The sequence below is a fragment of the Streptococcus sp. genome, assembly GCF_030528045.1.
GTDB lineage: Bacteria > Bacillota > Bacilli > Lactobacillales > Streptococcaceae > Streptococcus.
Genome location: NZ_JAUMZR010000034.1, coordinates 1 through 20,809, shown reverse-complemented (window position 1 = coordinate 20,809; position 20,809 = coordinate 1). Strand labels below are relative to the sequence as shown.

Here is a 20,809-nt window from a genome sequence, read left to right as displayed (position 1 = left end):
TCCCTTAAAAAACACTTTATAAAAATTGTACAGAAAAGTGTTGCCTTTTCAAAGCATTGTTACAGCTGTTAAAACAGAAGCTGTCAAATAGGTATATTTTTTCTTCACTTCAACCTCTTAATTCTTTAATTTTTAAACTTGATAATTAAAATAATAAAAATTTGGAAAGCAATTGTGCACAATTTTATGACTAAACCTCAAAGCTAGAGTGAACTCCTCACATCAACTTGTTAACAGGCCTGAAATAAACAAGCTGACTTTCTGTCTTTAAAAAGAGCATATTATAGCAATATGAAGATTTTTATATTTATTCGCTTTCTTAATTTATTCCAACACATCAACTTTCAAATATCAAATAATTTGACTCGTCTTTTTTGATGTTTTTTAAAAGAAAAGCTAGATATATTAGTAATATATCTAGCTTTTTAACTATTCTTTGTACGCAATGTAATTTCCCGTTGTTTTATTTTCACTATCTTTTCATTTTTTCTTTTCTTTTTCTAGTATAAATACACTAATAATAATTAGTGATATATATAAAATTGTTCGGTTTTTTAGCTCAAAAAATCCCCGAATTTTTCATCAAGGGAAAAGAAATTTCTCTTATTTTTTATTTTTTCTTTCTTTATGACGCTCATAAGCTTTAAACTGACGTTGTAGTTCCTGTCGGATGGCAGGTTCCGGAGCACATTTTTCTTCCCAGTCATCTGGTTTTAAAATCTTGTGTGTAACTGGGTCAAAATGAGCTTTCCCATCAGGGAAAACCTTTCCCATATTTGCTTCGTGGACAATATCAAAAATGCGTTCTGGATCCACTCCCATCAATACAAAACTGCCGTATGTGAAATACAATGTATCAATCAAAGCATCCACTTGACCGACCAGATTTTGCTTAGCAGGCGTCTTTTTCGCCACTTTCTCTGCTGCCTTATCAAGTGCCTCATGCATGCTTGCAAGAGAGTTTTGGAATTCTTCCTCCGAAGAACTTGCCGCACGAACAAACTCTACTAATTCTTCAATTTTAAAATCTGCGCGGTGGGTTGCACCTTCAGCATCCCATGCCTGTGGTTCTTCTTGAGTTCGTTCATCCATCATGTGGTGGAAGGTTTTGACCTTATTAAAGTGGTAGTCTCGACTGACAAACACTTTTTCTGAAGCCAAAACACCAAAGTGCTCGAGCGCCTTGTGGATACCATCTTGTTGATTACTTGCCGTAATATGCTTGGCAACTTCTTTGACACTGCTACTGCCATTTCCCATAGCGACCGACATACCAACACCTGCCAACATTTCCAGATCGTTGTCGGAATCACCAAAGGCCATTACTTGGTTGAGATCAAAGCCATATTCTTTCCCGACTCGGCGAATGCCTTCTAGTTTGGAATTTCCTTGGTTGATGATATCTGCTGCAAAAGGATTGCTTCGAGTTAATTTCAAATCTTCAAAATCACTTGCTGCCTTCTCAGATTCTTCTGGCGTCATCAGCATCAAAACTTGATAAATGGGTTGATTAATCAAGTTAAGCAAGTCGTTTTCCTTTTGAGGAACTGCCTTGCTGACCATTCGATTAAAGGAACGGCTAACGGTTCTTGTCAGAACAGTCGGAATAAAACGACTAACCAGTTGGGAAAAGGATCCGAGACCAAATGACATAATTTTCGAACCAACAACGGCATGCTCGGTTCCAAGAGCGATTTCTTTACGCTCCTTTTTAGCGTAAGCAATCAGTTGACGCAGGCTTGACTTAGCAATTGGACTTGCAAAGAGCATCTTTTCTTTATTAAAAATGTATTGGCCATTGTAGGTCACCGCAAAGTCTAGATCCAAGTCTTCCATCAATTCCTTGACAAAAAACGGCCCTCGTCCTGTCGCTACTCCAACAAGCACTCCTTGCTCTTTGACAATCTTAATCGCGTCCTTAGTGGATTTCAAAACACTCTTGCGATCGTTGACTAGCGTTCCATCGATATCAAAAAAAACAGCCTTGACTTCCATCCTGTCCCATTCTCCCCTTTTGTGTTACAATGATTATACCACATTTCAGAAAGAGTGACTAAATCATGCCTAAGAAAATCCTTGTTTTACATACAGGTGGGACCATTTCCATGCAAGCAGACACCACTGGTGCCGTTGTAACTAGTCAGGACAATCCCATGAACCATGTTTCCAATCCACTTGAAAGGATTGAGGTTCATGCCCTAGACTTTTTTAATCTGCCAAGCCCTCATATCAAACCCAAGCATATGCTTGCACTCTATCATAAAATTAAAGAGGAAGCTGATAACTACGATGGAGTTGTCATCACACATGGTACAGATACCTTAGAAGAAACAGCTTACTTCCTTGATACCATGAAAATTCTGCCCATCCCCATCGTTCTAACAGGGGCCATGCGTAGTTCAAACGAACTTGGTAGCGACGGTGTATATAACTATCTGAGCGCTTTGCGAGTTGCCAGCGATGACAAAGCAGCCGACAAGGGTGTACTGGTCGTCATGAACGACGAGATCCACGCAGCCAAGTATGTTACCAAAACTCATACGACCAACGTCAGCACCTTTCAAACCCCAACACATGGACCACTTGGTCTCATCATGAAGCAAGAAATCCTCTACTTCAAAACGGCTGAACCTCGTGTCCGGTTTGATCTTGAGCATATTCAAGGTCTGGTTCCCATCATCTCAGCATATGCAGGTATGACAGACGAGCTGATCGATATGTTAGACTTGGAACAACTGGATGGCTTAGTCATTCAGGCCTTTGGAGCAGGCAATGTTCCCAAAGAAACAGCTCAAAAGTTGGAAAATCTCCTGCAAAAAGGAATCCCAGTCGCCTTGGTCTCACGATGTTTTAATGGTATTGCTGAACCTGTCTACGCCTACCAAGGTGGAGGGGTGGAGTTGCAACGAGCTGGTGTTTTCTTTGTCAAAGAACTCAACGCTCAAAAAGCGCGCCTCAAATTATTAATTGCCCTTAATGCTGGATTAAAAGGGCAGGCTTTGAAAGACTATATGGAAGGATAAAACTCTTCTCTAGAACGCAAAATCAGGAAATCTTCGCGATTCCCTGATTTTTTCTATTTACGTTTTCGTGTTGAACGACGTTCTGTCATACCATGAGGTAAGAGAACTTCACGTTCTTCCAACTCTTCCTTATGCATAATCTTAGTCAACATACGCATGCTGATAGCACCTAGGTCATAAAGAGGTTGGGCAATAGTCGTCAAGTTTGGACGAGTGAATCGTGCAATCTGAGAGTCATCTGTCGTGATGATTTCAAACTCTTCTGGCACAGATACACCATGGTCAGCCAAACCATTCAACACACCCGCAGCCAATTCATCACCTGTTACAACTGCAGCTGTAGCTTGTGATGAAATCAAGCGTTCTGCCAAGGCATAACCATCGTCATAGCTGTATTTTGATTCAAAGACCAAGCCCTCACTATAAGAATGTCCAGCTTTTTTCAAGGCTTCCTTGTAACCGATCAAACGAACCTTGCCATTGATATCATCAACAAGTGGTCCACTCACAAAAGCAATCTTTTCGTTTTCTTTGAGAAGGTAGCTTACAGCATCAATCGTTGCTTGTTTGTAGTCGATATTGACACTTGGAAGTTGGTGTTCTACATCCACAGTACCAGCAAGAACAACCGGTGTCCGTGAACGAGAAAACTCTGAACGAATCTTTTCAGTCAAGTGATAGCCCATAAAGATAATCCCATCGACTTGTTTTGAAAAGAGAGTGTTGACCACTGAAACTTCCTTTTCATCATCCTCATCACTATTTGCAAGGACAATGTTATACTTGTACATTTCAGCAATGTCGTCAATCCCCTTAGCAAGTGTTGAGAAATAACCATTGGTAATGTTCGGAATCACAACTCCGACTGTCGTTGTTTTCTTGCTAGCCAAACCACGTGCTACCGCATTTGGACGATAGTCCAAGCGATCAATCACTTCTAGGACTTTTTTTCGAGTGTTCTCTTTAACATTCTTGTTGCCATTAACGACACGGCTAACTGTTGCCATTGAAACTCCTGCTTCACGGGCAACGTCATAAATCGTTACTGTATCATCTGTATTCATTCCGTTTCCTTTCTATAATGAAAATTTCGCTTTCACGCATCTACTTACTCCATTTTACCACTTATTGTAAACACTTTCAAGTATTTTTAGGAGAAACTTTGAAAAAATTTCACAGTTTATTCCCATTTTGAAAAAGCGAGTAGGATTTCTTGATTTTTAAGACATTTTGCTGTATGATAAGGAAAATAAAGGGGGAGGAAAGCATGGCTTTTACAAATACACAGAGACGATCCGCTAGTTTTGGCGTCGTGACCAGCCTGCCTGACGATGTCATTGACTCTTTATGGTATATTATTGATCATTTCCTGAAAAATGTCTTTGAATTAGAAGAAGAACTTGAGTTTCAACTGCTCAACAATAAGGGGACCATCACCTTCCATTTTTCTAGCCAGCATCTTCCGACTAGCATCGATTTTGATTTCAATCATCCTTTTGATCCGCTTCATCCTCCTAGGGTCCTTGTTTTAGACTTGGACGGTAGAGAAACCATCCTCCTTCCAGAAGAAAATGACCTATTTTAAAAACTCTAGCTTCTCGGCGCAAACTACTGAGAAACTAGAGTTTTCTTTTTCTAATAAATGGATCGACTAACAACTAGACCGTTTGGTTTTGTATACTCTAAATCAAGGTAATCCTGATAAGTCCCTGGCACAATGAAACCTTGGGGACTCAATATATCTGTCCCAGCTTTTCCTACGATAGAGTCTGCCAGCAAGACACAATTGGTACTGAGAACAAAGTAGGTCTTAAACTCGGATGAGCTGAATTTATAGAGGGTTGCATCTGCTTCCTCTTTCAGTTGGTAGGAGTAGGTATGCTTGACCTCTCCCTCTCTTCTTTTCATCAACTGCGAGCTTGGTTCCCAAGGAATTAACAGGTCTTCTATCTCTGCTAGACGAGCTTGGATGGCTGCTTTCTGTTGGTTCGTCAAACTCAGACCATAAGCAAACAAGGTCTTCTGACTTTCCCTCTTACAAAGCTCAATGTATTTTTCCCGATTGGCCTTAAACAAAACACCGTCTCCAACCATGCCGAATAAACGCTCCGAGTGGGGATCATAGGAACCATAGGAAATAACCTTCCCTTGATAACAAATATCCACATGTCCCATGGCGAGGAAGAAGGAGGTTTCTGAGGTATGAATAAAAATTTCCAGATCGACCGTCTGGTCGTTTTTTCTTTCTGAATGAACTTCCCCTTCTTGGCTTTCATGATTTGACAGCCACTCATTTAGTTTTCGCAAGGTACTGATAGGGATCAGAGCCGTCACAAAGATCGGCAAGGTCATTCGCATACGCCGCTTCAGCTTGGGATTGTTTTCTATCTTTTCAAAAAAGAAACCGTCCCGAAGGCTACTAGCCCCTAACATGAGCAAGTAAAACCCAAGCAAGAGCAATTCAAAATTCGCTGCATCGTGAAAAGGAGAGATGCTATAAAGCCCAAATCCTATCATCCATACAGCATCGAAGAGATGGTGAAGTCGAGGATGAATAGCATTTTTTCGATAGAGAGACCAGGTCACAAGACTAATGCCACCCGTAAACAGCTGGTAGCTCGCAATGACAAAGACCAAGAGATAGAGGGCAAGGTCTTGCAAGATGATAGAGTCAAACACGAGAGCCGCTACCACCAGCTTGGCCAAGGTTACAAAGATATTTTCCCGACGTTTTTTATCCTGAAACCAGCGAGTCAACAAGTGCCAAACTGCTGATAAGGAAAAATAGCCCATCAGCAACTGGTACCCCATCCTCGGAATAACTTGTCCAAAACGAATCAAGAGAAGCCCTAGAACAATAGCAAGTAGTCCCTCCCCGATACTCTTCCACTTACTATAGGTCTCGGAAAGTTTAGGCATTTCCTTGCTCCAACTGGTCAACCAAGTATCGAATTGGTTGCTTTAAGATTGGATGGATAAAATGGGGAGCTATTTCCACTAACGGCTCAAGAACAAAGAGGCGTTCTGCTATATAAGGATGAGGTAAAATGAGCTCGTCTGTGTAAATGATCTGGTCCTCCACAAAGAGTAGGTCCAAATCAATCAAACGAGGCCCCCAATGCACCTCTCGAACCCGTCCCATTTCTGACTCGATGGCTAATAATGTTTCTAACAAGACTGGTGCTGGTAACCAGGTTTCTACTTCAATCACCTGATTGGCAAAGCTATCCTGCTCCACACCACCCCAAGGCTCCGTCGTCAAAACACTGGACTCTTTGAGAATATGGATGCCACGAGCTCGCAGGTTGTCAATGGCTTTTTCCAAGTTTGCTTGCTTATCTCCCATATTACTTCCTAGGGCGATAAAGGCCCGTTGCTTACGACGGTGAATGGTCACCGAGCAGTTATCCAACGGTAAATGCACTGGAGCCCAAGGTTTTTTTAGTTCCAACTCAATCTCTTGGACAAGAGAATAGATCTCAAAGGTACGTTCAACTAGTTTGTAGGCTACCGTTTCAATCAAATCCTCAGTGCTTTCCTGAAACCAAGTCGTCCACTGCTGACACAGTTCTCCGTAATGGACAGAAGCTGTCAAATCCAATTCTGTAGCCGCCTTGGTCATATCATAAGATAAGCTTGCGGAAATAACGAACTTCTGCCCCAATTCCTTCTCACTAGGGAAAAGACCATGATAGGCAAAAATTTCCAAATCTTTAATCTGCAGTTGATCCATAACTAGTCCTTTCTAGAAAAATCTGCATGAAGCGGATTCTTTTTATACTCAATGAAAATCAAAGTGCAAACTAGGAAGCTAGCCGCAGGCTGTACTGGAGTACGGCAAGGTGAAGCTGACGTTGTTTGAATTTGATTTTCGAAGAGTATTATAGTCCCATTAAACGATAAGCCTGGTCTCGGAGGTCTTTATCTGTTTCAAATACACCTCGCGCTACTGTCGTCAAGGTTGCCGTGCCTAGCTTTCTGACACCACGCATGCTCATACACATATGTTCGGCCTCAATGACAACAAAGGCTCCTTTAGCCCCCAGATAGTCCATCAAGGCATCGGCCACTTCGATATTCAGCCGTTCTTGAATCTGTGGTTTTTTAGAATAAACTTCAACCGTACGGGCAAGTTTGGACAAGCCTGCTACACGTCCATCTGGAATGTAGGCAATGTGCGCTCTCCCATAAAAAGGCAAAAAGTGGTGCTCACACATAGTGTGGAAAAAGATATCCTTTTCTACAACCATATTGTCGTCAATAATCTCAAAGGATTTTGACAGGTGTTCCTCAGCAGTTTGGCCAAGACCTGAAAAAATCTCTTGGTACATACGAGCTACACGAGCAGGTGTTTCCTGCAAGCCCTCGCGGTTAGCATCCTCGCCAACAGCCTCAATAATCATTTTTACAGCCGTTTCAATCTTTTGTGTATCCATTCTCGTTCTTCCTCTCCATCAGATAGGCTCTCACTTGGCTCAAGAAATACAAGGAACCTGTGACAATCCTAACTGTTTGTTTCTCTTCCTTTTTATCTGTCAATTTCTGCTCTAGAAAATCCTGCCAACTTTGGTAATTGAGATTTCTAGACTTGACTGTCTCTTTCAGCACGCTTTCATCCGTCGCCCGACTATCGTCAAAATGGGTTAAAGTCAATTGACTATCTGGCACCGTTTCTAGCAAATCCAGCATATCCTCCAAAGCCTTGGTTTTGATACACGTAAAGAGGATTTCCTTATGATAATCCACAAAGCGTTCTTGCAATGTTGCTAATAAAGCCTTAATAGCATGGGGATTGTGGGCCCCATCCAAAAGCAACAAGGGATCGCTAGATACGACCTCCAAACGCCCTGGCCATCTGGTCTCTTTCAAAGCTTGAGCAACCAAGTCATTACTTGCCAACTCCCGTCCAGTCTCCTGGCAATAAGTGTCTAGGAGAGCAAGCGCCATCCCCGCATTTTCTATCTGGTGCAAACCAAGCAGACCTGTTTGAAAGCGACCTTGTCTGACAGAACTGGTATAATCAAAGATTTCGCCCGCTACCACGCTTTCTTGATGACGAACCTGGTAATCATTCCCATAGGCAAGTCTCGGCGCATCTTTCCCTTCCGCAATGCGGTCAATAACAGTCAAGGCTTCAGGAACAATATGACCTGTCACTAATGGAATACCTTGTTTGATAATACCAGCTTTCTGCTCTGCTATGGCTTCCAAGGTGTCACCAAGTAGGGCCACATGGTCCAGTCCAATGGTCGTAATTCCTGTTAAAATTGGCTGACAAACATTAGTACTATCCAGAAGGCCACCCATACCGACTTCCATGATGGCTACATCTACTTGCTCTAAGGCAAAGTAATCATAAGCTAGAGCTGTGATAATCTCAAACTCGCTTGTTCCCTGCAAATTGTCAGCAGATTCCCCCTCAAGCAAAGACTGATAGTCAGCCATGAGGGCTTCTAGCCTAGCCTCGGGAACGGACTCCCCATTAATACTAATCTGGTCTGTATAATGAATGAGATAGGGCGAGTTGAACACCCCGACTCTCAGCCCTAGCTTTTCCAGCATCTTTGTCAAAAAAGCAATGGTTGAACCTTTACCATTGGTCCCGCCGATATGGATGACCTTAAGTTTGAGATGGGGATTGCCTCGCAGAGCTAGGAGTTCCACCATTCGCTCCAAACCAAAATGCGGTTGGTCCGTACGGTAGTGGGCAATCCACTGATTGTTTTCAATTTCGTTCATCTTACTTATATTGTTTTAAATCTAGATTTTCTGCATCATCTGCCAAACGAATAGCAGAGGCAATTTCAACTGCCATCCTGTGACTGGCAACATCATGCACGCGCACCACTTCCACACCCTGTCTCACAGCGATACTGGTTACATGAGCAGAAGCTGTGTCTCGATTGCGGAAACCGACTTCCGTTTCAGGATTGACTTCAAAGCCATTTTCCTCCAGGATATTAATGACAAACCGCTTACGCGAAACTCCAAGAAAGATCGGATAGCCTTGCTGGTGTAATTTATCAAGGTCCCGTAGAAGGAGTAGATTTTCCTTTTTGGTCAGGCCAAAGCCAATTCCTGGATCCAGCAGAATGTTTTCTCTTACTACCCCAGCTTGATTCGCTCTCGCTAGAGCTCGTTCAAAGAAATCCTTCATCAAGTCTTCGATTGGCATTTTTTCAAAGTCAGCTAACTCTTCCTCTGTAAAAGCTTGCCCAAAACCAAAATGAGGAAATATGAACGAACTAGGGTGCTGAGGTCGAGCCATGACTGGATTAAACATGATAACCACTTTTGCTCCAGCCTTAGCAACCACATCCGCCATTTTCTCATCTCCCATGAGACCAGTGATATCATTGACCAGATTGGCACCAGCAGCCAAAGCAGCCTCTGCCACCTGACTTTTCCAAGTATCGATGGAAATGAGAACATCACTTTCCTCACGGATAGCTTTAATCACTGGAACAACACGCTGGATTTCCTCTTCTATCTCAACATAGCTACTGCCCGGCCGAGTCGATTCTCCACCGATATCTAGCATGCTCGCTCCTTCTGCTATCAATTTACGAGCTTGCTGGAGCGCCTGCTCAAGAGCAAAAAACTGCCCACCATCCGAAAAAGAATCTAGTGTTACATTGATAATTCCACAAATAGCTGTTTTTGCATGATTAGCTTTACTTGACATATCGGTCACTCTCCTAAGGTTCTCTACCATATTATCCCTCTATTTTACCATAAAAAGAAAAAAGATGGACACGTTAGTATTCATCTTTTCCAAGTAGGCCAATGGTTTAGAATGATAGACCTAGATTTCTACTAATCAACACCAATAAGGCCAACAAACAAAATGCAATACCATTGAGAATCATATGAAGCAAAATGGACATCTCCAAACGCTCAGTCTTATAGGCTGTCCAAGTCAAAACCGTTGACATTCCTCCATAAATAATCACAGAAGGTAAATTGGTTGGCATATGGAGTAAGGCAAAGACGATTGCACCAACAACAAAACCAAGTTTTTCTTTTCCACGGAAGATCTTTTTTGGAATAATTCCACGACACAAAATTTCTTCACAAATCGGCGCAATCAAGACTAGTAGGAAGAAAGTTGAAATCAAGGAACTATTCTGAACCAAACCATTCAGTATTGATTGGTTACTGGTTGTTGCCTCATTTGTTAGTCGAAGCAGGAGTGAACCGAAGAGATTTGTCGCAAAAATCACTAGATAACTCAGTACCAAGCGAGCCAAGTCTTTTGCCTTAAAAAAGGATAGATTAAAAGTAGCAAGTTGTGTTTTTCGTGCGCCAATAATGAATACAATCAAAACGACTATGGATAGAGCACCTACTAAGAGCCCTGACTGTAAAATCGGAAACTGTTTGTTTGCTAAAAACAAAGCAAGTCCTATGGGAAATTGAGATAGAACAAAAGCTACCAAAAGGATGATCACCCATTTCCCTCTATTCAAAACCTCTTGCCAAATCGTCTTATCTTTCATGATGTACCTCCTTATAATAGAAAAAGGGGAAACTCCCCTTTTTCTATTATACCATTTATAGCGCCATACTGATATAGTTAAGGATAAACAAGGCATCCAAAATCCAAATCATCACGTGCACATCTTTAGCTTGACCTTTGACAACTTTTGTCAAGGTATATGTCAAGAAACCAACAGCAATCCCTTGTGTGATAGAGTAGCTGAATCCCATAAAGATAGATGTGAAGAAGGCAGGAACAGCTTCAGCCATATCATCCCAAGGAATATTTTTCAAGTTAGAAAGCATCATGATTCCGACGATGATCAAAATTGGTGCTGTGGCAGCTGTAGGAACAATCGCTAGAAGTGGGCTAAAGAAGCTAGATAGAGCAAAACAGATCGCAACCACTAGGGCTGTCAAACCAGTACGTCCACCAGCACCGATACCAGCCGCAGATTCAACATAGGTCGTAACGTTTGAAGTACCAGCAATGGCACCTACTGAAGTTGCAACCAAGTCAGAGTAAAGAGCCTTGTCCAATTTAGCGGACTCATGGTTTTCCCCACTTGTCGCAACGATACCAACTTTTTCACCAGTACCGATAAGAGTACCGATTGTGTCAAAAATATCCGTTAGTGAGAAGGCAAGAATAGCCATCAAGGTTTCTGGTAAACGTGAAGTGTTTGAAATCAAAGATCCTAAACCTTCTGAACCCAGAGCAGCACCAAACAAAGTTCCTAAATCATTAACCGCTGCTGAAAGATTGTTGCTAGCAAAGTCAATCCCTGATAATTTGACAACACCAACAGCAATGGCAAGGACTGTCGTTGTTAAAATAGAAAGAATGATTCCACCCTTGATGCCTTTAACAACAAAGAAGATGGTAATAGCCAGACCTGCAAGAGCCACCAATACTGCTGGAGTATTGAAGTCTACCAATCCTGGAACAGCTGCTGAGTTTGCAGTAAGTGCAGCTTGAGCCTTGTCCGCTCCTTCACCTGCTACCGTATAAGTACCTGGATCGATTGAGAATTTCAAGAGACCAGCATTCTTAATTCCAACATAGGCAAGGAAAACACCAATACCAGCGGAAATAGCTGAACGAAGTGTTGTTGGAATAGATTCGATGATCATTTTACGAACATTTGTCAAGGTAATAATCAATGAAATAATTCCACAAATGAAGACCATACCAAGAGCTTCTTTCCAAGTATAGCCCATCCCAAATACAACTGTAAATGTAAAGAAGGCATTTAGTCCCATACCTGGTGCTTGTGCGTACGGCAAATTAGCATAGAAAGCCATCATCAAAGTACCGACTACAGAACCGATAATCGTTGCCAAGAACACACCTTGAACAGGCATACCCGTTTGGGAAAGCATTTGAGGGTTTACAAATAGAATATAACTCATTGCAAAGAATGTTGTTAAACCAGCAAGCACCTCTGTACGGACATCTGTACCGTGCTCTTTTAGTTTAAATAGTTTGTCCATCTTTAATCTCCTTTTGTTTTTACGAACAATATTAGTATTATATCATTTATCATTCACCTTTTCAATATGTTTGTTTGATTTATTTAATAAATCAAAGCAACTGTAGTTTTTGTTCTTTTCTGCTTTTCTTCCTTCTTTTTGATATAATAGAAGACATCTTATCTGGAAACGACTAGGAAGGTTTATATGACTAAAAAAATTATCGCAGTCGATTTGGATGGAACCCTGCTGAATAGTGAAAGCAAGCTCTCCGATTTCACCAAAGAGACGATCAAAAAAATTTCAGAAAAAGGGCACCATGTCATCATCACGACAGGCCGTCCGTATCGTATGGCAAAAGATTTCTACCGTGAGCTAGAATTGCATACTCCCATGATTAACTTTAATGGTTCCCTAACCCATCTACCAGGACAGGTTTGGGCGCATGAAAAGTGCTTGACTTTGGACAAAAAATATCTCCTAGACATGGTCAAACGCACAGAGGACATCCAGGCTGATTTTATTGCAGGAGAATATCGAAAAAAATTCTATATCACGACTCCGAATGAAGAAATTGCGGATCCTAAACTATTTGGCGTAGAGAACTTCCGGCCGGAAAATCAATTCAAACCCGAACGAGTAACCAAAGATCCCAACTGCATCCTCTTGCAAACAAGGGCTGAAGACAAATATGCTTTAGCGGACGAGATGAATCGTTTTTATCAGCACCAACTAGCTATCAATACCTGGGGCGGTCCCCTCAACATCCTCGAGTGTACTCCCAAGGGTGTAAACAAGGCCTTTGCTCTAGAGCACTTGCTCAATGTGATGAATCGTGATAAAAAAGACTTAATCGCCTTTGGTGATGAGCATAATGACACCGAAATGTTAGCATTTGCAGGCAAGGGATATGCTATGAAAAACGCCAATCCTGCTCTTCTTCCATATGCAGACGAACAACTTCCTCTGACCAACGAAGAAGATGGAGTTGCCCACGCTTTACAAAATTTATTCCTATAAAAGGGAAGATTGCATGGTCACAATCTTTCCTTTTTGTTTTCATTCTGTTTTCACAAAAGCACATCGTTTTCTGTATTTTTATATTAAATTTTCTATCGCCATTTTCACTTACCTCTCAAAATTATTTATATATTAATATTTTTAAAAAGTCATTCTATGAAAACTCGTACATCTTTTTAGAAAAAGTAGTTGATTTTTATATGAAAACGGTTTATACTTAAAGTTAGGCTTAAAGTTTTCTTAAACATACAGTCAAACATTTTATAAGGAGGAATGACAATAATGAGTATCGGAATCATTATTGCGAGCCACGGCGAATTTGCTGCGGGTATTCATCAGTCAGGATCTATGATCTTTGGTGAACAAGAAAAGGTTCAAGTTGTAACCTTTATGCCAAATGAAGGTCCAGATGACCTTTACGCTAAATTCAACAACGCTGTGGCTGCATTTGACGCAGAAGATGAGGTTCTAGTATTGGCTGACCTTTGGAGTGGATCTCCATTCAACCAAGCTAGCCGCGTAATGGGAGAAAATCCAGAACGTAAGTTTGCCATCATCACAGGACTGAACTTGCCGATGTTGATCCAAGCCTACACAGAGCGCCTTATGGACGCGAATGCAGGTGTGGATAAAGTCGCTGCGAATATCATTAAAGAAGCCAAAGATGGCATCAAGGCTCTTCCAGAAGAGCTTAACCCAGTTGAGGAAGTTGCAACTGCTGCAGCTGCTCCAGTTGCCCAAGCTGCTATTCCAGAAGGAACAGTTATCGGTGATGGTAAACTGAAAATCAACCTTGCTCGTCTAGACACTCGTCTCCTTCACGGTCAGGTTGCCACTGCTTGGACTCCAGATTCAAAAGCAGATCGTATCATCGTTGCTTCAGACAACGTTGCAAACGACGAGTTGCGTAAAGAATTGATCAAACAAGCAGCTCCTAACGGTGTAAAGGCTAACGTTGTCCCAATCCAGAAATTGATCGACGTTGCAAAAGACCCACGTTTCGGCGAAACTCATGCCCTTATCTTGTTTGAAACTCCACAAGATGCACTTCGTGCTATCGAAGGTGGCGTGCCAATCAAGACCCTTAACGTTGGTTCTATGGCTCACTCAACAGGTAAAACAATGATCAACAACGTTTTGTCTATGGACAAAGAAGACGTTGCAACCTTTGAAAAAATGCGTGACCTCGGTGTTGAATTTGACGTACGTAAAGTACCAAACGACACGAAAAAAGATTTGTTTGACTTGATTAAGAAAGCAAACGTTCAATAATGTTAATCTGTTTCTATCATTTTTGAAAACAGGATTAAATACTTTATTAAAACTAAATAGAAAAGGAATAAAACCATGTCAGATATTTCAATCATTTCTGCTATCTTGGTTGTAGTTGTTGCCTTCCTTGCAGGTCTTGAAGGTATCCTCGACCAATTCCAATTCCATCAACCAATCGTCGCATGTACCCTTATCGGACTTGCAACTGGTAACCTCGAAGCAGGGGTTATGCTTGGTGGATCTCTTCAAATGATCGCCCTTGGTTGGGCAAACATCGGAGCTGCCGTAGCTCCTGACGCTGCTCTTGCATCTGTTGCTGCAGCAATCATCTTGATCAAAGGTGGTAACTTTACTACTGATGGTATCGCCGTTGCAACGGCAACAGCTATCCCTCTTGCCGTAGCTGGACTTTTCTTGACTATGATTGTTCGTACAATCTCAGTTGCCTTAGTTCACTCAGCTGATGCTGCCGCTAAAGACGGAAACATTGCAGCTGTTGAGCGTGCTCACTTTGTTGCACTTCTTCTTCAAGGTCTTCGTATTGCAATCCCTGCTGCCTTCCTTATTGCTATCCCAGCTTCTGCTGTTCAAGACGCTCTTGGTTTGATGCCAGACTGGTTGAATGGTGGTATGGCTGTCGGTGGTGCTATGGTCGTTGCCGTTGGTTACGCTATGGTTATCAACATGATGGCAACTCGTGAAGTATGGCCATTCTTCGCTATCGGTTTTGCTCTTGCAGCAATCTCTCAATTGACTTTGATTGCCCTTGGTGTCATCGGTGTTGCCCTTGCCTTCATCTACCTTAACCTTACAAAACAAGGTGGAAACGGTGGCGGCGGAGCTGCGACTTCTAACGACCCAATCGGTGATATCCTAGAAGACTACTAGAAAGGGGAACAATCATGGCTGAAAAAATTCAATTATCAAAATCAGATCGTCAAAAAGTTTGGTGGCGTTCACAATTCCTTCAAGGTTCTTGGAACTATGAACGTATGCAAAACTTGGGTTGGGCTTACTCTTTGATCCCAGCTATTAAAAAACTGTACACTAAAAAAGAAGACCAAGCGGCTGCTCTTGAGCGTCACCTTGAGTTCTTCAACACTCACCCATACGTAGCTGCTCCAATCATGGGGGTTACTCTTGCACTTGAAGAAGAGCGCGCTAACGGTGTTGAAATCGACGACGCGGCTATCCAAGGGGTTAAGATCGGTATGATGGGACCTCTTGCTGGTATCGGTGACCCAGTTTTCTGGTTTACAGTTCGTCCTATCCTTGGAGCCCTTGGTGCATCACTTGCTGCATCTGGTAATATTGTTGGTCCCCTTCTCTTCTTCTTTGGATGGAATGCTATCCGTATGGCCTTCCTATGGTATACACAAGAGTTCGGTTACAAAGCTGGCTCTGAAATCACTAAAGACATGTCTGGTGGTATCTTGAAAGACATCACCAAAGGAGCATCTATCCTTGGTATGTTCATCCTTGCCGTTCTTGTACAACGTTGGGTATCTATCAACTTTACTGTCAACCTTCCAGGTAAACAATTGGCAGAAGGTGCTTATATCAACTTCCCAGAAGGCGCTGTAACAGGTGGAGAATTGAAGGGAATCCTTGGTCAAGCACTCAGCGGATTGAGCTTGGATAGCGTTCAACCACAAACCCTTCAAGGTCAGTTGAACTCATTGATTCCAGGATTGATGGGACTTCTCCTTACTTTCCTTTGCATGTGGTTGCTTAAGAAAAAAGTATCACCAATCGCAATCATCCTTGCTCTCTTTGCAGTAGGTATTGCAGCTCGTTTCTTCGGTATCATGTAAACCATCGAGAATATAAATAAAAAAGAATCAGGTAATAATCCTGATTCTTTTTGTGTATCAACTTTTTCTTCTAGTCAAATAATGCAAGCCTCCAATCACCACTGCCAGGATGGCTACATAGACGACTTGGATGGTTTCTAAAGGCACATACGCTCCTTGCAGGACAAAGGTATTGGCAAGCACTCCAACAAGGGCTGCAAGGCTCAAAAGTGCGAGCAAGACTAGTTTGTATCGATTAAACGGCAGACTGACCTTGGCAACTAGACACAGACCATTGACCAAAGCAAGTAGGAAGCAAATAAATTTGACCTGACCTGGGACAGTGATAAAGAAGTTAGTCAAGAGTACACTAGCGACTAGAATGCCACCACCAATCGCAGCATTGGTCAAAATATCTCGCATAAAATGTGTACTAACCTTTTCTTTATTGGACTCAAAAGTTAGGAAGAAGGATGGAATCCCAATCGTAATAGCTGAAATAATCGTAAACTGAATGGGAATAAAGGCGAATTCCAAACCAAATACCACACTCAAAATGGCAAACACGATGGAGAAGAAGGTCTTTGCTAGAAAGAGAGAGGCTACCTTTTGGATGTTATTGATGACCCGGCGTCCTTCCATCAAGATATCATAAAATACTGCAAATTCATCAGTGAGAAAAACAATATTGGATACACTTTTGGCTGCACTCGTAGCCCCCTTCATGGCAAAGCTAATATCTGCTTTCTTGAGAGCCAGAACATCATTGACTCCATCACCACTCATGGCAACTGTTTTACCAGCATTTTGCAAAATAGATACCATCTTTTGCTTCTGTTCAGGTGTCACCCTACCAAATATTTCGTGTTCCAAGACCACTCTTTCAAAGTCATCATCGCTCACCTTGGTCATATCAATAGCCCGCGCTTCTTCCTTAAAACCTGCCTTACGAGCCACCCCATATACAGCCACATGATTATCACCACTGATAATCTTCACTTCAACACCTTGAGATTCGAAATAGTCAAAGGTTTCCTTGGTATTGTCCTTAATCTCATCTGACAAAACGACGTGCCCTAGTAGTTCCATATTGGCTGGACTCGTGATGTGGTCCTTACTATGGGCAAGTGTCAAGATTCGAAAACCTTGCTGTTTCAGATGCTCATAGTAGGCATCCATCAGCTGGGTAAAGCCGAGAAACTCATATGCCCCGAAAAAGTAAGTTCCTCCATCTTTAACTTGGACAAAGGAATACTTGTTTTTGCTTGAAAAGGCACCGACTTCTTGAACTTCCCACTTTTTCTCACAGGTTAAGTAAGTCTTCAGAGCTCGGGAAGTTGCATTTTCATCCTCGAAATAAGCCAGATAAGAAGACAGTTTCTCTGCTACATTAGCATCCATTTCTTGGACCTTCATATTACCAGTAGTGATGGTTCCAGTCTTATCAAAACAAAGAACATCTACACGCGCCAAGGTCTCTACACAGTATAGCTCCTGCACCAGAACCTTCTTTCTAGCCAGCTTCATGGCAGCTACTGCTAGGGACACACTAACTAGGAGAATCAAGCCCTCTGGAATCATGCCGACCAAGGCACCAGAACTTCCCAAGACGATCTCAACATAAGACCGCCCTAGACTAAAACCTCTGATATAGAGCAGAATGGCAACTGGCACTAGCAAGATAGAGACGATTTTTAAAATCTTATCCATGTAATCGCGCAGTTGAGAAGGGTATTTTTTGAATTCCTTGCTGGATTTTGCAAGTTTGTTGATATAACTATCGGGACCCACAGCTTTAGCAAGGACCAGACACGTGCCACTGACGACATTGCTTCCGCTCATCAGCTTGTCACCAACTGTTTTAAAGACTGAATCACTCTCACCAGTCAGCAAGGACTCATCAACTTCAATATTCCCTTCAAGGACTTCTGCATCGACAGGCACCTGATCACCCAGATTGAGATGCAGATACTCCCCTAGAACGATGTCCTCTGGATCAATCTCAATCGTTTGACCATCTCGGTTGACTTTGTACTTACTTTTACCAAGCAAACTCAGTTTTTCCAAGGCATTTTTTGAACGCACTTCTTGGAAAATTCCAATGGCTGTATTAATAGCAATCACACCTAAAAAGAGCATATTTTCAAATCGCAAGGTTGTGGCTACCAGAACTGCCAGAGCCAAGTTCATAGCATTAAAGAAGATAAAGATATTTGAAACGACAATTTCCTTGGTTGTTTTATAAGGTTTAATGTCGCTGATATTTCGTTGACGATCCTTGATGTCTTGACTGCTTAAATACTTCATTTCTACTCCGATATCCTTTTGTACTACTATAGTAACACATATCTTTTTCTCTGTCACTTAAAGACTCAAAATAAGGAGAACTCACTTAGCAAGCAGCATCTATCGCCACTTCAAGAAGAACTTAAAAAGAGGCTAGGATTTCCCTAACCTTTTTTCTTTATGCTTTATTCTGCCAAGGCTCCCATTGGATCCCATGGTGCGAGTACGATTGGTTCTGCTTCATAGGCAGCTTGTTCTTCTGCTGTCAGCAATTCCTTACGGACAACGATTTGATAGGTGTATTCATCCATCCAAGCATCTGAGGCAACGAAGTAACCATCTGTACCGACCTTGTCTCCCCATGAGTTTTCAACCTTCCACTTGGTTGACTTGCCATTTTCATCCAAATCCACACCTGTCAAGACCATGGCGTGGGTCATCAAACTTTCGCTGTAGTCCAAACGTCCAGCTTTGTCTTGAGTGAATTGAATATCCATGCTTGATTCAAAGTCATAAACATCTGTCGCAAGGATTCCAGCTTTACGATTGCTGAGCTGGCCGACATCTGAACCAAACCAAACAGTTTCTCCTGTCTGCATTTGGGCAATCGCCAATTCTTTCAAACGCTCCATAGGCACGTTGATGTAGCGAACTGCACGGCTACCAACCACATTTCCCAACATCTCAACTGTGTAAGATTTGCCGTAAGGCTTGTCAGCAGTTGGAGCATTGATAACAGAAACATAATCTTCCAGAGGAAGGTCAACATATTTCTTGTAAAATTCTTGTGGTGTGATCCCCTTTTCGCTTTGGTAGTTGTTATCCTTATCGCGATAAGCAAAGTCAAATTTACGCGGTGGAAGTCCTAGTGACATAGCAAGGAAGTTAAAGATTTCTTGCAAGTGGTCTTCTTTCTTAGCTTGAACAGTCACTTGGTCTGCACCAGAAGCGAGCAAGTCACGCAAGATTTGGGCATCTTGGCGAAGCAATTTGTTAAGGATGGCATTGAGCTCACGGCTGCTGCTAGATGAAACAGACTCAGGATAAACTGACTTAGGAACGACACCGTATTTCTCAAAGAGGGACACTACCATATCCCACTGACCACCGTCTTGTTGAGGGGTTTGGAGTAGGAAGCTAACCTTGCGGCTCGTCAATTCTTGGTCTGCAGTCGCAATCACTTGCTCCAAGAACCAGTTGGATTTCTCGTACTTGTCCCAGAAGAAAGTGTGGGCTTGTGATAACTCAAAGTTTTCCAGTTTGTATTGAGAGATGAGTTTGTGGCGGAAGGTGTTGAGAGCTGCAAACATCCAGCAACGACCAGAGGCTTTCTGGTTAGTAACCTTGTCCTTGGTCAAATCCAATGAGAAAACAGGTGTATTGTCTACATGGCTTTGGCGACGTTCCAGGGCTGCAAAAATTCCGTTATGGCTGGCAGCATTTTCAATCGCTTGGTATTTGACATTTGCTTCATAGTTAGCAAATAATTTATCTGTAAATGATTCTTGAATCGCGTTCATAGATTCCTCCTTTTATTCTACTGTCTATTATAACTCTTTTCACAAATGAAGCAACCGAAAAACTTAAAAAGGCAAGGACATTCTCCTCACCTTTTCTAACATAATCCAAACTAAGCAATACTAGCAAGGAGCTCCTCTAACTCCTCCTTGGTCAGGCGACGCCATTCTCCTTGTTCTAAGTTCTCATCCAAGGCTAAAGTTCCCATCGTCAAACGTTGTAGGTCCACCACCTCCTTGCCACAGTAGGCCACCATTCGTTTGACCTGGTGGAACTTCCCTTCTGCAATGGTTACACGAACCAAACTTTGATTTTTTTCTGGATCTACCGATACAATCTCCAGCTTAGCTGACTGGCAGGTAAAGTCCTTGAGCGGAATACCCTTGGCAAATGCATCCACATCTTCTTGGGTCATAATACCTTTGACTTGAGCCAAATAGGTCTTATCCACATGACGTTTTGGTGAAAGAAGAGCATGGGCAAGCTGGCCGTCATTGGTCAAAAGCAGGAGGCCATGTGTGTCAATATCCAAGCGCCCTACTGGGAAAACTTCCTTGGTCCGAGCCAAATCATCCAGCAAGTCTAGAACCGTTCTATGCTTGGAATCTTCAGTCGCTGAAATGACTCCTTGGGGCTTGTTCATCATGTAGTAGACAAACTCTTCATACTCCAGCACTTGGTCATCAAAGCGAATCTCATCTCTTTCTTCATCAATCTGCAGTTTAGCTGACTTTTCTTTTTTACCATTTACTGTCACGCGTCCAGCCTTGAGCAAGTTTTTGACTTCTGTCCGACTCCCCACAGCACAGGCAACTAAAAATTTATCTAATCTCATAGAACTATTATATCATACTCAAAAGGAGGCTGGTACAATGACCAACCTCCTTTTCTTGGCTCTATAATATCTGTAGTGGGTAAAAACCACTATGGAAATTATGGAGCTTT

General features: G+C 42.2%; 18 protein-coding genes. 6 read left to right on the top strand and 12 right to left on the bottom strand.

The window, feature by feature from the left end:
• Nucleotides 1–603: 603 nt before the first annotated feature.
• Nucleotides 604–1,995, bottom strand: coding sequence for a Cof-type HAD-IIB family hydrolase (locus tag Q4A91_RS07265; protein ID WP_303212377.1), 1,392 nt, complete (start codon nt 1,993–1,995; stop codon nt 604–606).
• Between the two features lie 65 nt (nt 1,996–2,060).
• On the opposite strand from Q4A91_RS07265, the gene Q4A91_RS07260 reads away from it, so the two are divergent.
• Nucleotides 2,061–3,023 (top strand): asparaginase, encoded by a 963-nt coding sequence (locus Q4A91_RS07260; RefSeq protein ID WP_303212375.1) that lies wholly within the window; start codon nt 2,061–2,063, stop codon nt 3,021–3,023.
• 53 nt (nt 3,024–3,076) lie between these two features.
• Here the strand turns inward: Q4A91_RS07260 and ccpA are convergent, their stop codons facing one another.
• Complete coding sequence (gene ccpA / locus Q4A91_RS07255) at nt 3,077–4,087, bottom strand: catabolite control protein A (RefSeq protein ID WP_303212373.1); 1,011 nt, start codon at nt 4,085–4,087, stop codon at nt 3,077–3,079.
• A 203-nt stretch (nt 4,088–4,290) separates the two neighbouring features.
• Between ccpA and Q4A91_RS07250 the strand changes: the two genes are divergently transcribed.
• Entirely contained in the window at nt 4,291–4,608 is a 318-nt protein-coding gene (locus Q4A91_RS07250; RefSeq protein ID WP_303212371.1) for a DUF960 domain-containing protein, read from the top strand.
• Between the two features lie 50 nt (nt 4,609–4,658).
• Here the strand turns inward: Q4A91_RS07250 and Q4A91_RS07245 are convergent, their stop codons facing one another.
• The 7 genes from Q4A91_RS07245 to Q4A91_RS07215 form a co-directional block, all read right to left on the bottom strand.
• Nucleotides 4,659–5,942 (bottom strand): DUF308 domain-containing protein, encoded by a 1,284-nt coding sequence (locus Q4A91_RS07245; RefSeq protein WP_303212369.1) that lies wholly within the window; start codon nt 5,940–5,942, stop codon nt 4,659–4,661.
• Complete coding sequence (folK, locus tag Q4A91_RS07240) at nt 5,935–6,756, bottom strand: 2-amino-4-hydroxy-6-hydroxymethyldihydropteridine diphosphokinase (protein WP_303212366.1); 822 nt, start codon at nt 6,754–6,756, stop codon at nt 5,935–5,937. Before folK ends, Q4A91_RS07245 begins: the two co-directional genes overlap by 8 nt.
• Nucleotides 6,757–6,904: 148 nt before the next feature.
• Nucleotides 6,905–7,459, bottom strand: coding sequence for a GTP cyclohydrolase I FolE (gene folE, locus Q4A91_RS07235; RefSeq protein ID WP_303212365.1), 555 nt, complete (start codon nt 7,457–7,459; stop codon nt 6,905–6,907).
• On the bottom strand, nt 7,440–8,762 hold the full coding sequence (locus tag Q4A91_RS07230) for a folylpolyglutamate synthase/dihydrofolate synthase family protein (protein ID WP_303212362.1): 1,323 nt from the start codon (nt 8,760–8,762) through the stop codon (nt 7,440–7,442). Before Q4A91_RS07230 ends, folE begins: the two co-directional genes overlap by 20 nt.
• Before the next feature lies 1 nt (nt 8,763).
• Nucleotides 8,764–9,738, bottom strand: coding sequence for a dihydropteroate synthase (folP, locus tag Q4A91_RS07225; RefSeq protein ID WP_303212360.1), 975 nt, complete (start codon nt 9,736–9,738; stop codon nt 8,764–8,766).
• Nucleotides 9,739–9,814: 76 nt separating this feature from the next.
• Entirely contained in the window at nt 9,815–10,522 is a 708-nt protein-coding gene (locus Q4A91_RS07220; RefSeq protein ID WP_303212358.1) for a CPBP family intramembrane glutamic endopeptidase, read from the bottom strand.
• A 55-nt stretch (nt 10,523–10,577) separates the two neighbouring features.
• Nucleotides 10,578–11,996 (bottom strand): NCS2 family permease, encoded by a 1,419-nt coding sequence (locus Q4A91_RS07215; protein ID WP_000359241.1) that lies wholly within the window; start codon nt 11,994–11,996, stop codon nt 10,578–10,580.
• Between the two features lie 186 nt (nt 11,997–12,182).
• Between Q4A91_RS07215 and Q4A91_RS07210 the strand changes: the two genes are divergently transcribed.
• From Q4A91_RS07210 to Q4A91_RS07195, 4 genes are all read left to right on the top strand, one after another.
• Nucleotides 12,183–12,995: a Cof-type HAD-IIB family hydrolase gene (locus Q4A91_RS07210; protein WP_303212355.1), complete on the top strand. Its 813-nt coding sequence runs from the start codon at nt 12,183–12,185 to the stop codon at nt 12,993–12,995.
• A 282-nt stretch (nt 12,996–13,277) separates the two neighbouring features.
• Nucleotides 13,278–14,267: a PTS sugar transporter subunit IIB gene (locus Q4A91_RS07205; protein WP_000021983.1), complete on the top strand. Its 990-nt coding sequence runs from the start codon at nt 13,278–13,280 to the stop codon at nt 14,265–14,267.
• Between the two features lie 75 nt (nt 14,268–14,342).
• Nucleotides 14,343–15,155: a PTS mannose/fructose/sorbose transporter subunit IIC gene (locus tag Q4A91_RS07200; RefSeq protein WP_001280317.1), complete on the top strand. Its 813-nt coding sequence runs from the start codon at nt 14,343–14,345 to the stop codon at nt 15,153–15,155.
• Between the two features lie 14 nt (nt 15,156–15,169).
• Nucleotides 15,170–16,081: a PTS system mannose/fructose/sorbose family transporter subunit IID gene (locus Q4A91_RS07195; protein WP_000818316.1), complete on the top strand. Its 912-nt coding sequence runs from the start codon at nt 15,170–15,172 to the stop codon at nt 16,079–16,081.
• A 57-nt stretch (nt 16,082–16,138) separates the two neighbouring features.
• On the opposite strand, the gene Q4A91_RS07190 is transcribed toward Q4A91_RS07195, so the two are convergent.
• The 3 genes from Q4A91_RS07190 to Q4A91_RS07180 all read right to left on the bottom strand — a co-directional run bounded on the left by Q4A91_RS07190 (nt 16,139) and on the right by Q4A91_RS07180 (nt 20,699).
• Nucleotides 16,139–18,367, bottom strand: coding sequence for an HAD-IC family P-type ATPase (locus Q4A91_RS07190; RefSeq protein WP_303212351.1), 2,229 nt, complete (start codon nt 18,365–18,367; stop codon nt 16,139–16,141).
• A gap of 164 nt (nt 18,368–18,531) precedes the next feature.
• Nucleotides 18,532–19,866 carry an aminopeptidase C gene (gene pepC / locus Q4A91_RS07185; protein WP_303212348.1) on the bottom strand — a complete coding sequence of 445 codons (1,335 nt, stop codon included), beginning with the start codon at nt 19,864–19,866 and terminating at the stop codon, nt 18,532–18,534.
• A 110-nt stretch (nt 19,867–19,976) separates the two neighbouring features.
• Nucleotides 19,977–20,699, bottom strand: a complete 723-nt coding sequence (locus tag Q4A91_RS07180; RefSeq protein WP_303212346.1) for a pseudouridine synthase — start codon at nt 20,697–20,699, stop codon at nt 19,977–19,979.
• Nucleotides 20,700–20,809 lie beyond the last annotated feature (110 nt).

What these genes read in the sequence shown, in the direction of transcription:
- Q4A91_RS07265 (WP_303212377.1), bottom strand. Translation starts at nt 1,995, where the DNA reads ATGGAAGTCAAGGCTGTTTTTTTTGATATCGATGGAACGCTAGTCAAC.
- Q4A91_RS07260 (WP_303212375.1), top strand. Translation starts at nt 2,061, where the DNA reads ATGCCTAAGAAAATCCTTGTTTTACATACAGGTGGGACCATTTCCATG.
- ccpA (WP_303212373.1), bottom strand. Translation starts at nt 4,087, where the DNA reads ATGAATACAGATGATACAGTAACGATTTATGACGTTGCCCGTGAAGCA.
- Q4A91_RS07250 (WP_303212371.1), top strand. Translation starts at nt 4,291, where the DNA reads ATGGCTTTTACAAATACACAGAGACGATCCGCTAGTTTTGGCGTCGTG.
- Q4A91_RS07245 (WP_303212369.1), bottom strand. Translation starts at nt 5,942, where the DNA reads ATGCCTAAACTTTCCGAGACCTATAGTAAGTGGAAGAGTATCGGGGAG.
- folK (WP_303212366.1), bottom strand. Translation starts at nt 6,756, where the DNA reads ATGGATCAACTGCAGATTAAAGATTTGGAAATTTTTGCCTATCATGGT.
- folE (WP_303212365.1), bottom strand. Translation starts at nt 7,459, where the DNA reads ATGGATACACAAAAGATTGAAACGGCTGTAAAAATGATTATTGAGGCT.
- Q4A91_RS07230 (WP_303212362.1), bottom strand. Translation starts at nt 8,762, where the DNA reads ATGAACGAAATTGAAAACAATCAGTGGATTGCCCACTACCGTACGGAC.
- folP (WP_303212360.1), bottom strand. Translation starts at nt 9,738, where the DNA reads ATGGTAGAGAACCTTAGGAGAGTGACCGATATGTCAAGTAAAGCTAAT.
- Q4A91_RS07220 (WP_303212358.1), bottom strand. Translation starts at nt 10,522, where the DNA reads ATGAAAGATAAGACGATTTGGCAAGAGGTTTTGAATAGAGGGAAATGG.
- Q4A91_RS07215 (WP_000359241.1), bottom strand. Translation starts at nt 11,996, where the DNA reads ATGGACAAACTATTTAAACTAAAAGAGCACGGTACAGATGTCCGTACA.
- Q4A91_RS07210 (WP_303212355.1), top strand. Translation starts at nt 12,183, where the DNA reads ATGACTAAAAAAATTATCGCAGTCGATTTGGATGGAACCCTGCTGAAT.
- Q4A91_RS07205 (WP_000021983.1), top strand. Translation starts at nt 13,278, where the DNA reads ATGAGTATCGGAATCATTATTGCGAGCCACGGCGAATTTGCTGCGGGT.
- Q4A91_RS07200 (WP_001280317.1), top strand. Translation starts at nt 14,343, where the DNA reads ATGTCAGATATTTCAATCATTTCTGCTATCTTGGTTGTAGTTGTTGCC.
- Q4A91_RS07195 (WP_000818316.1), top strand. Translation starts at nt 15,170, where the DNA reads ATGGCTGAAAAAATTCAATTATCAAAATCAGATCGTCAAAAAGTTTGG.
- Q4A91_RS07190 (WP_303212351.1), bottom strand. Translation starts at nt 18,367, where the DNA reads ATGAAGTATTTAAGCAGTCAAGACATCAAGGATCGTCAACGAAATATC.
- pepC (WP_303212348.1), bottom strand. Translation starts at nt 19,866, where the DNA reads ATGAACGCGATTCAAGAATCATTTACAGATAAATTATTTGCTAACTAT.
- Q4A91_RS07180 (WP_303212346.1), bottom strand. Translation starts at nt 20,699, where the DNA reads ATGAGATTAGATAAATTTTTAGTTGCCTGTGCTGTGGGGAGTCGGACA.